Origin of the sequence: Streptomyces sp. S465 (assembly GCF_026898115.1) — a bacterium.
GTDB lineage: Bacteria > Actinomycetota > Actinomycetes > Streptomycetales > Streptomycetaceae > Streptomyces > Streptomyces luomodiensis.
Map to the genome: position 1 here is coordinate 4,593,481 of NZ_CP114036.1, position 12,861 is coordinate 4,606,341.

The following is a 12,861-nucleotide window of genomic DNA, read 5'->3' on the forward strand; positions in this document are numbered from 1 at the left end:
CGCAGCCAGCGGCGATTACGGACCTTGGGTCACGGGCAGACACGGGGGTATGGGCTGGACGCACGACTACCGTGACGCACCTGACGGCCGCGGCCCCGAGGCCGCCGCTACCGCCAATGCCGCGCTGAGCGTTTCCGAGCGGGGCGGCTCCGGGCCTACCCAAGGCCATGACCCGAACATCGGGATTCCCCGCATCATCCGCCGCCGGGCCCGGTGGGTCTCGGCGCGACTGCGCCATCCACGCAGCCGCTAGCAGTACCTCGGGCGCGGCCCGGGGCGCCGCCGGCACACCGGAACCCCTGGGTCACAGGGCACACCCCTGGCTGTCCACCGGCTGGTCCGCCGTACGCCCCTTCTCGACGTCCTGGCGCACCTCGTCCGCCGTCAGCGCGTACCCGGTGTCCTCGTCGTCGAGGGACTTGGCGAAGACCACGCCGTACACCCGCCCCTGCGGGGTGAGCAGCGGACCGCCGGAGTTGCCCTGCCGCACCGTCGCGTACAGCGAGTACACATCGCGGTGCACGGTGGAGCGGCGGTAGATGTCGGGGCCATTGGCCTGGATACGGCCGCGGATCCGGGCGGCTCGCACATCGAAGGCGCCGTTCTCCGGGAAGCCGGCGACGATCGCGTCGTCACCGGTGTGTGCGTCGTCCTGGGCGAACCGGAGCGCCGGGGCGTGCAACGAGGGCACATCGAGGACCGCGATATCGCGCTTCCAGTCGTAGAGCACGACCTTGGCGTCGTAGAGCCGGCCCTCGCCGCCTATCTGTACGGTCGGCTCGCTGACGCCGCCGACGACATGGGCGTTGGTCATGACCCGGTTCGGCGCGAACACGAACCCGCTGCCCTCGAGGACCTTGCCGCAGCTGGGGGCGGTGCCGACGACCTTCACGATGCTCTGCTGGGCGCGTGTGGCCACCGGGGACCGGGCGAGCGCGGGGTCGGGCTGTGGCACCGAGGTGATCGGCTCATTGGCGAAGGGCGAGAAGACCTGCGGGAAGCCGTTCTGCGCGAGCACCGACGAGAAGTCGGTGAACCAGGTGTTCGCCTCGTCCGGAATGACGCGGGAGACCCCGGTCAGCACCTTGGAGGTACGGACCTCCCGGCCCAGGGTGGGCAGCGAGGTCTGGGCCACGAGGGAGCCGATCAGCCAGGCGACCAGCAGCATCGCCAGGACATTCACCAGCGCGCCGCCGGTCGCGTCCAGGGCGCGCGCCGGTGACCAGGTGATGTGCCGCCGCAGCTTGTTCCCCAGGTGGGTGGTGGCGGCCTGGCCGACCGAGGCGCACACGATCACCAGGACGATCGCCACCACGGCACCGAAGGTGCCGGGGGATGTCTTGTCGGTGGTGCCGTCCCAGATGAGCGGCAGCAGATAGACCGCGATCAGACCACCCCCGATGAACCCCGTCACCGACAGCACGCCGACGACGAAGCCCTGGCGGTAGCCGACGACCGCGAACCATACGGCGGCGAGCAGCAGCAGGATGTCCAGCACATTCACCGCAACACCGTCTCACGCGCGCCAGTCGAGTGGGACGTGCCTGGCGCGGTCCCAAGGCCGCTCCCAGCCCGCGAAATGCAGCAGGCGATCGATCACTCCGGCGGTAAAGCCCCAGACCAGAGCGCCTCCGACGAGGAAGGCGGGACCCCGGTGACCACTGGGGTGGACGGTCGTGGCCCGGTTCGCCGGATCCGTGAGATCCGCCACGGGAACGGTGAAGACCCGGGCCGTCTCGGCCGGGTCCACCGGCCCGACCGGACTGGGCCGGCGCCACCAGCCCAGCACCGGGGTGACGACGAAACCGCTCACCGGGATGTAGAGCCGCGGCAGCACCGCGAAGACCTGGACCCCCGAAGGGTCGAGCCCCGTCTCCTCCTCGGCCTCGCGCAGCGCCGCACGCAGCGGACCCTCCCCGTCCGGATCCCCGTCCTCCGGGTCGAGGGCCCCGCCGGGAAAGGAGGGCTGGCCGGCGTGCGAGCGCAGCGAGCCGGAGCGCTCCATGAGCAGCAGCTCGGGGCCGGCCGGGCCCTCTCCGAAGAGCACCAGCACGGCGGAGGGGCGGCCGCCGCCCTGCGGGGGCGGCAGGAACCGGCTCAGCTGGCGCGGTTCGATCGTCTCGGCCACCCGCACCACCGGCCGCAGCCACTCGGGCAGCCCATGGGCGCTGATCTCCACGCCCCCGCCGTACGTGCTCGTCACTCGGCGGCTCCCAGGGGGGCGGCGGGACGGCCGGGGTAGTCGGACGGCGGACGCAGGCGCTGGCCCGGCTGGCCGCCCATCTCGTACTTCAGCAGCTTCTTCGCCTTGTCCGGGTCGGTCTCGCCCTCCCCGTACGCCGGGCAGAGCGGGGCGATCGGGCAGGCGCCGCACGCGGGCTTGCGGGCGTGGCAGACGCGACGGCCGTGGAAGATGATGCGGTGCGAGAGCATCGTCCACTCGCTCTTGGGGAAGAGCGCGGCGATCTCCGCCTCGACCTTCTCGGGGTCCTCCTGGGCGGTCCACTTCCAGCGCCGCACCAGCCGCCCGAAGTGGGTGTCGACGGTCAGGCCCGGCACCCCGAAGGCGTTGCCGAGCACCACATTGGCCGTCTTACGGCCGACACCGGGGAGGGTGACCAGGTCCTCCAGACGGCCCGGGACCTCGCCGCCGAAGCGGTCACGGAGGGCGGCGGACAGGCCCAGCAGCGATTTGGCCTTGGCGCGGAAGAAGCCCGTGGGCCGGATCAGCTGCTCCAGTGCCTCCGGGTCGGCGGCCGCCATGTCCTCGGGCGTCGGATAGGCGGCGAAGAGCGCGGGAGTGGTCTGGTTGACCCGCAGATCGGTGGTCTGGGCGGACAGGACCGTGGCCACCAGCAGCTGGAAGGAGTTCTCGAAGTCCAGCTCGGGATGAGCGTACGGATACACCTCGGCGAGCTCGCGGTTGATGCGCCGGGCGCGGCGGACGAGGGCGAGCCGGGACTCCGGTCGGGCGCCTTGCGAACCCTTGACCGATTTATGCGGTTTCGCCACTTCTGTCGATTCGGCGGATCCTTGTTCGCCCACAGCGGAATCACGCGATGCGGTCACCCGTCCGGCCCCCTTGCCCTGTGCTCTCACCGGCCTATTGGACACCCGGCCAGCCTAAGCCCAGCCACTGACATCCGCCCCGGCCGCCGCGAAGAGGCCCTCAATCGGACCCCTGCCGCACAGCTCGGCAGGCCAGTGCGTCAAACTTGTGATTGATCGCACTGTTTTACCGTCCGGCATCATGGGGACGTCGGTCCCCTGTGCATGTCGACAAGGAGAGACTCGTGGACGACGTTCTGCGGCGCGCCCCGCTCTTCGCGGCGCTCGATGACGAGCAGGCCGCTGAGCTGCGCGCCTCCATGGGAGAGGTCACCCTCGCGCGAGGTGACGCACTCTTCCACGAAGGGGACCCCGGCGATCGCCTGTACGTGGTCACCGAGGGCAAGGTGAAGCTCCACCGCACCTCTCCCGACGGCCGCGAGAACATGCTGGCCGTGCTCGGTCCCGGCGAGCTGATCGGCGAGCTGTCGCTGTTCGACCCCGGCCCGCGCACCGCCACCGCCACCGCCCTCACCGAGGTCAAGCTCCTCGGCCTCGGCCACGGCGACCTTCAGCCGTGGCTGAACGCCCGGCCCGAGGTCGCCTCCGCGCTGCTGCGCGCGGTCGCCCGGCGCCTGCGCAAGACCAACGACCAGATGTCCGACCTGGTCTTCTCCGACGTCCCCGGCCGGGTCGCCAGGGCCCTGCTGGACCTGTCGCGCCGCTTCGGCGTGCAGTCGGAGGAGGGCATCCACGTCGTCCACGACCTGACCCAGGAGGAGCTGGCCCAGCTGGTCGGCGCCTCCCGCGAGACCGTCAACAAGGCGCTCGCCGACTTCGCGGGCCGCGGCTGGCTGCGGCTGGAGGCGCGCGCGGTGATCCTGCTGGACGTCGAGCGGCTGGCCAAGCGCTCCCGCTGACGCCGGACGGAGACGCACGCGGAAACGGATCGTGAGGGCCCCGCCGGAATCCCGGCGGGGCCCTTACGGCGCTCCGGAACGGCGCTCCCGAACGAGGTCCCGGCACGGCGCTCCGGAACGGCGCTCCCGAACGAGGTCCCGGCACGGCGCTCCGGAACGGCGTAGCGGAACGCGCCGCCTCAGATCAGCCCGTGCTCGCGCAGATACTCCAGCTGGGCCCGGACCGACAGCTCCGCCGCCGGCCACAGCGACCGGTCCACGTCCGCGTACACATGCGCCACGACCTCCGAGGGCGTCCGGTAGCCGTTCTCGACCGCCGTCTCCACCTGGGCGAGCCGGTTGGCGCGGTGCGCGAGGTAGTACTCCACCACGCCCTGGGCGTCGTTCAGCACCGGCCCGTGGCCCGGAAGGACCGTGTTCACCCCGTCGTCCACGGTCAGCGACCGCAGCCGCCGCAGCGAGTCCAGATAGTCGCCGAGCCGCCCGTCGGGATGCGCGACGACGGTGGTGCCCCGCCCGAGCACCGTGTCGCCCGTAAGGACCGCGCCATCGGCCGGAAGGTGGAAGGACAGCGAGTCGGCGGTGTGGCCGGGCGTGGGCACCACCCGCAGCTCCAGGCCGCCGGTGGATATGACGTCCCCCAGCTCCAGCCCCTCGTCCCCCAGCCGCAGCGCCGGGTCCAGCGCCCTTACGGACGTCCGCGTCAGCTCGGCGAAGCGCGCCGCGCCCTCCGCGTGATCCGGATGGCCATGGGTGAGCAGCGTCAGCGCGACCCGCTTGCCCGCCCGCTCGGCCGTCGCGATGACCTCCTTGAGGTGCGCGTCGTCGAGCGGCCCGGGGTCGATGACGACGGCGAGGTCGGAGTCGGGCTCGGCGACGATCCAGGTGTTGGTGCCGTCCAGCGTCATGGGGGAGGCGTTCGGCGCCAGGACGCAGACGGCCCGGTCGGTGGCCGGGCCGCCGATGGCGCCCCCGCGCGGCTGACCGGGCAGAGCGGATGCGTACGTCATGCGGAAGATCCCCCCGTGGCGCGCGGAATGTGCCTGGTGAACTCATCATGGCCCGGCCAGCTCAGCACCAGCTCCCCGTTCTCCACCCGCGCCTGGGCCAGGATCGGCTTCAGGTCCCGGTCCGCGGCCGCGGCCAGCGCCTCGGCGACCGAGCCGTGGGCCGCGAGCTGGCGCAGCGTCGCGATCGTGGGCGGCATCATCAGCAGCTCGCCCCGGTCGTAGCCGTCGGCCGCGTCGACCGGACGGATCCAGACGGTCCGGTCCGCCTCCGTGGAGGCGTTACGGGTGCGCTGCCCCCGCGGCAGCGCAGCCACGAAGAACCAGGTGTCGTAGCGGCGCGGTTCGAACTCCGGGGTGATCCAGCGCGCCCAGCAGCCCAGCAGATCCGAGCGGAGCACGAGCCCCCGGCGGTCCAGGAACTCCGCGAAGGACAGATCCCGGGCGACCAGCGCCGCGCGGTCCGCCTCCCAGTCGTCCCCCGTCGTGTCCGCGACCACGGTGTGCGGTGTCGGACCCGCCAGCAGGACCCCCGCCTCCTCGAAGGTCTCGCGGACCGCCGCGCACACGATGGCCTGCGCCTGCGTCGGCTCGTCGGGGTCCAGGCCCAGCCGCCGCGCCCACTGCGCCCGCGAGGGTCCGGCCCAGGTGACCATGCGCTCGTCGCGCGGGTCCACGGAGCCGCCCGGATAGGCGTACGCGCCTCCGGCGAAGGCCATGGAGGCGCGTCTGCGCAGCATGTAGACGGCGAGCCCACCGGGCCCGCCCGCCGCGTCCCGTACGCCCTCCGCGGGCGCCTCAGGGCCGTGCGCGGCCCTTGCGGGCCCCGGCGCCGCCGCGAGCTTCTCCGCCGCGTGCTCCCCGTCGCCGTCCTGCCGGCCCTGCGGGTCCTGCCGGTCCTGTTCAGGTTGTCCGTCCCGCAGCAGCAGCACGGTGGCGGCCCGGCGCGGTGTCACCGGTGTGAGCTCACCGGCCGACAGGAGGCGGATCCGCTCGGGCCATTCGGGCGGGTACCACTGGCCGTTCGTAGTGGACATGGCCGGATGCTATGCGCTCACGGGCTGATGTTCGAGTGGCTCCGACGGCGCCACGCCGGGGGCGGTCCGGGCACGGCGGTCCGGGCACGGCCGTCGCACCGGCCCACGCATCCCCGCGCCGGCCGGCCCGCCACCGGCTCCGCTCGCTGGTCCGCGACCTCGACCTGGATCTAGTCCGCGACCTCGACCTGGATCTCGACCTCGACGGGGGCGTCCAGCGGCAGCACCGCCACGCCCACCGCGCTGCGCGCGTGCACGCCCGCGTCGCCCAGGACCTCGCCGAGCAGCTCGCTCGCACCGTTGACGACACCCGGCTGGCCGGTGAAGTCCGGCGCCGAGGCGACGAAGCCGACGACCTTCACCACCCGCACGATGCGGTCGAGGTCACCGACGACCGACTGCACGGCGGCCAGCGCGTTCAGCGCACAGGTGCGCGCCAGCTCCTTGGCCTCCTCCGGGGTCACCTCCGCGCCGACCTTGCCGGTCACGCCCAGCTTCCCCTCGACCAGCGGCAGCTGGCCCGAGGTGTAGACGTACGGGCCGGTGCGGACTGCGGGCACATACGCGGCGAGGGGCGCCGCGACCTCGGGCAGCGTCAGACCGAGCCCGGCGAGCCTGCCCTCGACCGCGCCGCTGCCCATCAGCTCTTCTCCCGCTTCAGGTAGGCCACCAGCTGCTCCGGGTTGTTCGGCCCGGGAACGACCTGGACCAGCTCCCAGCCGTCCTCGCCCCAGGTGTCCAGAATCTGCTTCGTGGCGTGTACGAGCAGCGGTACGGTCGCGTATTCCCACTTGGTCATGGGCCGACTGTAATGCCTCTCCGCCGGGCCCTGGTGCGTAGCCCGAGGGGCGACTGGTTAGGCTCCCCACTGTGAGCAGGCTCCATGTCGTCAGTGGCAAGGGCGGAACCGGCAAGACCACGGTCGCCGCCGCACTCGCGCTGGCCCTCGCGACCGGTGGCAGGCGAACCCTGCTGGTCGAAGTCGAGGGCCGTCAGGGCATCGCGCAGCTCTTCGAGACCGAGCCGCTGCCCTACGAGGAGCGGAAGATCGCCACCGCACCGGGCGGCGGGGAGGTGCACGCCCTGGCGATCGACCCGGAGTTCGCACTCCTGGACTACCTCCATATGTTCTACAAGCTGGGCTCGGCCGGACGTGCGCTCAAGAAGCTCGGTGCGATCGATTTCGCGACCACCATCGCCCCGGGGCTGCGGGACGTCCTGCTGACCGGCAAGGCGTGCGAGGCGGTGCGCCGTAAGGGCAAGGACGGCCGCTTCGTCTACGACTCGGTGGTCATGGACGCGCCGCCCACCGGCCGCATCACCCGCTTCCTGAACGTCAACCACGAGGTGGCGGGGCTGGCCCGGACCGGCCCGATACACAATCAGGCACAAGCCGTGATGCGCGTCCTCAAGTCGCCCCAGACGGCGGTCCACATGGTGACCCTGCTGGAGGAGATGCCGGTCCAGGAGACCGCGGACGGCATCGCGGAGCTGCGCGCCGACGGCCTTCCGACGGGCGGGGTCATCATCAACATGGTGCGGCCCGCGATCCTCGACCAGGAGGCCGTCGAGGCCGTCGCCAACGGGCAGCGTACGGCCGTCGCCAAGGCGCTCTCCCAGGCCGGCCTGGGCGGCGCCCGCCGCGGCGGCCTGGCCGAACAGCTGGTCGACCCGCTGCTGGAGCAGGCGCGCGAGCACGCCGAACGGGTGGAGCTGGAGCGGGCGCAGCGCGCCGAGCTGACCGGTCTGGGACTGCCGCTGCACGAGTTGGAACTGCTCACGGACGGCGTCGACCTGGCCGGGCTGTACCGGCTCGCGGCGGATCTGCGCAAGCAGTGGCCGACGTGAGCGGCGTCCGCCGTAAGGGCGCCACGGGCAACAAGTCGTACGCGAGTCGTACGCGGGAGGCGGCATGAGCATGGACGTGGCACCCCGGCTGGACACCGACGCCCTGCTGGACGATCCGCAGACCCGCATCGTGGTGTGCTGCGGCTCCGGCGGCGTCGGCAAGACCACCACCGCCGCGGCCCTGGGCGTACGGGCCGCCGAGCGCGGCCGTAAGGTCGTCGTCCTCACCATCGACCCAGCCCGCCGGCTCGCCCAGTCCATGGGCATCGACGCGCTCGACAACATCCCGCGCCGGGTGGACGGCGTCGGCGGCGGCAACGGCGGCGAACTGCACGCCATGATGCTCGACATGAAGCGGACGTTCGACGAGTTCGTCGAGGCGCACGCCGACCCCGAGCGCGCTCGGGCGATCCTCGCGAACCCCTTCTACCAGTCGCTCTCGGCCGGTTTCGCGGGCACGCAGGAGTACATGGCCATGGAGAAGCTCGGTCAGCTGCGGGCCCGCGACGAATGGGACCTGATCATCGTCGACACCCCGCCCAGCCGGTCGGCGCTGGACTTCCTGGACGCGCCGAAACGCCTCGGCTCCTTCCTGGACGGGAAGTTCATCAAGGTCCTGATGGCCCCGGCGAAGGTCGGCGGCAAAGCCGGGATGAAGTTCCTGAACGTGGGCGTGTCGATGATGACGGGCACGGTCAGCAAGGTGCTCGGCGGGCAGTTGTTGCGCGACGTGCAGACTTTCGCTGCCGCGATGGACACCATGTTCGGCGGGTTCCGCACCCGCGCGGAGGCCACCTACCGGCTGCTTCAGGCCCCCGGTACGGCCTTCCTGGTGGTGGCCGCGCCCGAGCGGGACGCCCTGCGGGAGGCGGCGTACTTCGTCGAACGGCTGGCCGCGGACCAGATGCCGCTGGCCGGGCTGGTGCTGAACCGGGTGCACGGCAGCGGGGCCGAACAGCTGTCGGCGGAACGCGCGTTGGCCGCGGCGGAAACCTTGTCGCTGGCCGACTGCCCCGCGGATCCGGACGACACATCCGTGGACGGTGCGCCCGCGAACACCGCAGAGGGAAGCGTTCCGGCCAAGAACGGCACCGGGTCAGAAAATCTTGCCGTCGGCGGATTTGTCGATCCCCACTCAGGGAATGCTCAAGCGCGGAACCCCTCAGCAGCGGACCCCGACGTCTCCCCCACGTCGGCGGACTCGTCGGCGGAGCGGCTCGCCGCGGGACTGCTTCGGCTGCACGCGGAGCGTATGCAGGTGCTCGGACGCGAGCAGCGCACACACGACCGCTTCACGGCACTCCACCCCGAGGTTCCGGTGGCCCAAGTGGCCGCACTCCCTGGCGACGTACACGACTTGGCAGGACTCCGGGCGATCGGCGAACGCCTCGCGGTCCCGCTGGAACGGACCAAGCGCGCGGCGGGCTGAGCCGGTGCCCGCCCGGCGGTCGGAACGGTCATACGGTCACCGGTAGCGGACCCACCCCCGGACCGCGCCGCCCCGTTGGGCCGCGCGACCGGCACGCCATGTGACCCACAGGCCGCCATGTGGCCCGCGCCCCATCGCCGACCGCAGCCGCGACCCGCGCCCCCGTGCTCGGAGGCGTGCGCATACCCGTACTCGCCCCGACGAGGCGTGCCGTACTCGCACCCCCGCTCGTGCCGTTGCCGAGAGGTGGGTGAGGTGATGGTGAGGCATGCCGTCTCGTCGGCAGGCCGTCTCGTGGGCAGGCCGTCTCGTGGGCAGGCCGTCTCGTGGGCAGGCCGTCTCGTGGGCAGGCCGTCTCGTGGGCAGGCCGTCAGTCGATCGCCACTCGATCCCCAGTCGATCGCCGAGACCGCCTCCGGCCTATCCGACCGCGGCGAAGCGCTCGTAGTCCTCGTCGTCGAAGGGCAGAATGCCCGCGCTGCGCTCGTACTCGGTGCGCGCGGTCTCCAGGAGCCTGCGCCAAGAGGTCACCGTCGGCCGGCGGCGCAGCAGTGCTCGCCGCTCGCGCTCGGTCATCCCTCCCCACACACCGAACTCCACGCGGTTGTCCAAGGCATCCGCAAGGCACTCGGTGCGCACCGGACATCCGGTGCAGACCGCTTTGGCCCTGTTCTGTGCCGCGCCCTGGACGAACAGTTCATCTGGATCAGTAGTGCGGCAGGCGGCCTGCGCACTCCAGTCGGTTACCCAGCCCATGCTGGCGCCGTCCTCTCCCGAATCGGAGCTCCCCCACGGCGACAAACGGCATATTCACCGTCGCCAGTTGAGGACGTTACGGAAGCGAGACAAGGCGCAACACCCCCTGCAGGCCCAATCTTGGATGGTCCGAACGGACTATGGGTACGCGGCAGATCACCCAACGGAGTGAGCTGGCGACATTTGAGATTACTAGTGCAAATCCGGGCAGTTCACCCGACGGACAACGGGCAGCTCATGACAGGGGCGGCAATCCGGACAGCTCTCATCACTCGCTCGAGTGAGGATGGGGGTGTGGCTCAGCCACACAGCTGTGGCTGGCGTGAAACAGCTTATGCGAACACCCGGTCCCCTGTCCGGCGATTCGAGACGTAGGCTGCCCCCTATGGGAAACACGCGCTCGAGCGGCGGTCTATCCACCGCTCAACAGGCCGCCAAGTTCCTCGGCGTCAGCGCGCTGGCCGGTGCCGTGATGGCCGGGCTCGCGCTTCCCGCCGTCGGGGCGCTCGGCCTCGCGGCCAAGGGAACGGTGGAGGAGTTCGACGGAATTCCGGCCAATCTCAAGACACCGCCGCTCAGCCAGCGGACGACGATCCTGGACGCCAAGGGCGGAGAGATCGCGAAGGTCTACTCACGCGACCGGACGATCGTGAAGCTGAAGGACGTCTCCCCCTATATGCGGCAGGCGATCGTCGCGATCGAGGACGCCCGCTTCTACCAGCACGGGGCGGTCGACCTCAAGGGCGTGCTGCGCGCGCTGAACACCAACGCGCAGGAGGGCGGGGTCTCCCAGGGTGCCTCCACGCTGACCCAGCAGTATGTGAAGAACGTGTTCGTCGAGGAGGCGGGCAACGACAAGGAGAAGGTCGCCCAGGCCACCCGGCAGTCCATCGGCCGCAAGATCAAGGAACTGAAGTACGCGATCAAGGTCGAGAAGGAACTGGGCAAGAAGCGGATCCTCGAGAACTACCTGAACATCACCTTCTTCGGGCAGCAGGCATACGGCATCGAGGCGGCCTCGCAGCGCTACTTCAGCAAGTCCGCCAAGGACCTGAACCTGGAGCAGTCGGCGATGCTGGCCGGTCTCGTCCAGTCACCCAGCCGCTACGACCCGATCAACGCCCCGGAGACCGCCAAGGAACGCCGCGACACCGTGCTGCGGCGCATGGCCGAGGTGAAGGACATCACCCCCGCACAGGCCGCCGCGGCCCAGAAGAAGCCGCTCGGCCTCAAGGTCAGCATGCCCAGGAGCGGCTGCATCACGGCCGTCCAGGGCGCCGGGTTCTTCTGTGACTACGTCCGCGAGATCCTGCTCAACGACCCGACCTTCGGCAAGACGGCGGAGGCGCGCGCCAAGCGCTGGAACCAGGGCGGCCTGACGATCCGTACGACGCTGGACCCGCAGGCCCAGGAGTCGGTCCAGAAGTCGATCAAGTCGCATGTCTACCAGTCCGACTCGGTGGCCACCGCGGTGACGCTCGTCGAGCCGGGCACCGGCAAGGTGCTGGGGATGGGCCAGTCCCGGCCGTACGGCTTCGGCGAGAACGAGACCCAGATCAACCTCTCCGCGGACAAGGCCATGGGCGGCTCGAACTACGGCTTCCAGGTCGGTTCCACGTTCAAGCCGATCACCGCCGCGGCCGCCATCGAGCAGGGCAAGAAGCCGTACCAGCGCTACTCCTCGCCGTACAAGATGAAGTATCCGAGCCCGGTCACCACCTGCAAGGGCACTTGGCGCAACGACGAGGGCGCGACCGTCGAGAACGAGAACGAGAGCGAAGTCGGCCCGTACGCGATGAAGGAGGCGACCGCCAAGTCGGTCAACACCTACTTCGTCCAGCTGATCAGCGACATCGGGGTCTGCCCGGTGACGCAGATGGCCGACAGGATGGGCGTGGAGCGCGCCGACGGCGAGGAGCACAACCAGGTGCCCTCCCTCACTCTCGGCTCCGAGGGCTTCTCGCCGCTGACGATGGCCAACGCCTACGCGACCTTCGCCAACCGCGGCGTCTACTGCTCCCCGGTCTTCATCGAGTCGATCACCGGCCCGAACGGCAAGGCGCTGAAGGTCCCGCAGTCGAAGTGTTCCCGCGCGATGTCGGAGAAGACCGCGGACACCATCAACACGCTGCTGCGCGGGGTGGTCGAGGACGGCACCGGCAAGCAGGCCGGCCTCAAGAACCGCCCGAGCGCCGGTAAGACCGGTACCACGGACGAGCGGCGGGCCGCGTGGTTCGTCGGCTACACCCCGAACCTGGCCGGTGCGGTGTGGGTCGGCGGTCCGGGCGCCAAGGGCGTCACGATGGAGAACATCAGCATCGGCGGCGTCTTCCACGACAAGGTCTACGGCGCGGACACCCCCGGCCCGATCTGGAAGGACGCGATGAGCGGCGCGCTGGAGGGCAAGCCGGCGCCGAACTTCGAGTCCGTCTCGATCAAGGACCCGAACCAGCACAAGCCCGATGACGACAAGAAGCGGAACGACCGCAAGCCGGGCAATGACAACGGTGGCGACAAGGGCGACAACGGCGACAACGGCGGCCAGGAGAACCCGTGGCCGGACATCTCCCTGCCCTCGGACCTGATCGGCGGCGGCAACGGGAATGGCGGGAACGGCAACGGAAACGGCGGCCGGCACTGGCCGCGGTAGCGGTGACGGTGACTGAGCGCTAAAGGGGGCCGGACAGAGATGTCCGGCCCCCTTCTTGGCTATGTGCGCCTTACGGTTACGTGGTGCGATCGCGCGGTTACGCCGAGCGCCTTACGGCTTGGCCATGCGGCGCCTTACGGCCGCGCGGCGAACACGAACATTCGGA

General features: G+C 70.8%; 13 protein-coding genes. 5 read left to right on the forward strand and 8 right to left on the reverse strand.

The window, feature by feature from the left end; all coding sequences use genetic code 11:
* Positions 1-49: 49 nt before the first annotated feature.
* Complete coding sequence (locus tag N6H00_RS19315) at positions 50-253, forward strand: hypothetical protein (protein WP_268973027.1); 204 nt, start codon at positions 50-52, stop codon at positions 251-253.
* A 51-nt stretch (positions 254-304) separates the two neighbouring features.
* Here N6H00_RS19315 and N6H00_RS19320 read toward each other — a convergent pair whose 3' ends face one another.
* The 3 genes from N6H00_RS19320 to nth are packed head-to-tail and all read right to left on the reverse strand — an operon-like array spanning position 305 to position 3,012.
* Positions 305-1,504, reverse strand: coding sequence for a MarP family serine protease (locus N6H00_RS19320; RefSeq protein WP_268973028.1), 1,200 nt, complete (start codon positions 1,502-1,504; stop codon positions 305-307).
* Between the two features lie 12 nt (positions 1,505-1,516).
* A complete protein-coding gene (locus N6H00_RS19325; protein ID WP_268973029.1) occupies positions 1,517-2,203 on the reverse strand; it encodes an NUDIX hydrolase in 687 nt (228 codons plus the stop codon).
* Positions 2,200-3,012: an endonuclease III gene (gene nth / locus N6H00_RS19330; protein WP_268973030.1), complete on the reverse strand. Its 813-nt coding sequence runs from the start codon at positions 3,010-3,012 to the stop codon at positions 2,200-2,202. Before nth ends, N6H00_RS19325 begins: the two co-directional genes overlap by 4 nt.
* 281 nt (positions 3,013-3,293) lie before the next feature.
* Between nth and N6H00_RS19335 the strand changes: the two genes are divergently transcribed.
* On the forward strand, positions 3,294-3,968 hold the full coding sequence (locus N6H00_RS19335) for a Crp/Fnr family transcriptional regulator (RefSeq protein WP_014061749.1): 675 nt from the start codon (positions 3,294-3,296) through the stop codon (positions 3,966-3,968).
* Between the two features lie 179 nt (positions 3,969-4,147).
* On the opposite strand, the gene N6H00_RS19340 is transcribed toward N6H00_RS19335, so the two are convergent.
* The 4 genes from N6H00_RS19340 to N6H00_RS19355 form a co-directional block, all read right to left on the reverse strand.
* Positions 4,148-4,978 (reverse strand): MBL fold metallo-hydrolase, encoded by an 831-nt coding sequence (locus tag N6H00_RS19340; protein WP_268973033.1) that lies wholly within the window; start codon positions 4,976-4,978, stop codon positions 4,148-4,150.
* Complete coding sequence (locus N6H00_RS19345; RefSeq protein ID WP_268973035.1) at positions 4,975-6,012, reverse strand: NUDIX hydrolase; 1,038 nt, start codon at positions 6,010-6,012, stop codon at positions 4,975-4,977. Before N6H00_RS19345 ends, N6H00_RS19340 begins: the two co-directional genes overlap by 4 nt.
* Before the next feature lie 170 nt (positions 6,013-6,182).
* A complete protein-coding gene (locus N6H00_RS19350; RefSeq protein ID WP_268973037.1) occupies positions 6,183-6,653 on the reverse strand; it encodes a RidA family protein in 471 nt (156 codons plus the stop codon).
* Entirely contained in the window at positions 6,653-6,811 is a 159-nt protein-coding gene (locus N6H00_RS19355; protein WP_017947820.1) for a DUF4177 domain-containing protein, read from the reverse strand. The genes N6H00_RS19350 and N6H00_RS19355 overlap by 1 nt, the downstream gene beginning before the upstream one ends.
* A 71-nt stretch (positions 6,812-6,882) precedes the next feature.
* On the opposite strand from N6H00_RS19355, the gene N6H00_RS19360 reads away from it, so the two are divergent.
* Together N6H00_RS19360 and N6H00_RS19365 are read left to right on the forward strand one after the other, a co-directional pair.
* Positions 6,883-7,860, forward strand: coding sequence for an ArsA-related P-loop ATPase (locus N6H00_RS19360; protein WP_268973040.1), 978 nt, complete (start codon positions 6,883-6,885; stop codon positions 7,858-7,860).
* Between the two features lie 64 nt (positions 7,861-7,924).
* Entirely contained in the window at positions 7,925-9,289 is a 1,365-nt protein-coding gene (locus N6H00_RS19365) for an ArsA family ATPase (RefSeq protein WP_268973041.1), read from the forward strand.
* A 420-nt stretch (positions 9,290-9,709) separates the two neighbouring features.
* Here the strand turns inward: N6H00_RS19365 and N6H00_RS19370 are convergent, their stop codons facing one another.
* A complete protein-coding gene (locus N6H00_RS19370) occupies positions 9,710-10,045 on the reverse strand; it encodes a WhiB family transcriptional regulator (RefSeq protein WP_066027259.1) in 336 nt (111 codons plus the stop codon).
* Between the two features lie 385 nt (positions 10,046-10,430).
* Here N6H00_RS19370 and N6H00_RS19375 point away from each other — a divergent pair, with 385 nt between their 5' ends.
* Entirely contained in the window at positions 10,431-12,695 is a 2,265-nt protein-coding gene (locus N6H00_RS19375) for a transglycosylase domain-containing protein (protein ID WP_268973043.1), read from the forward strand.
* Positions 12,696-12,861 lie beyond the last annotated feature (166 nt).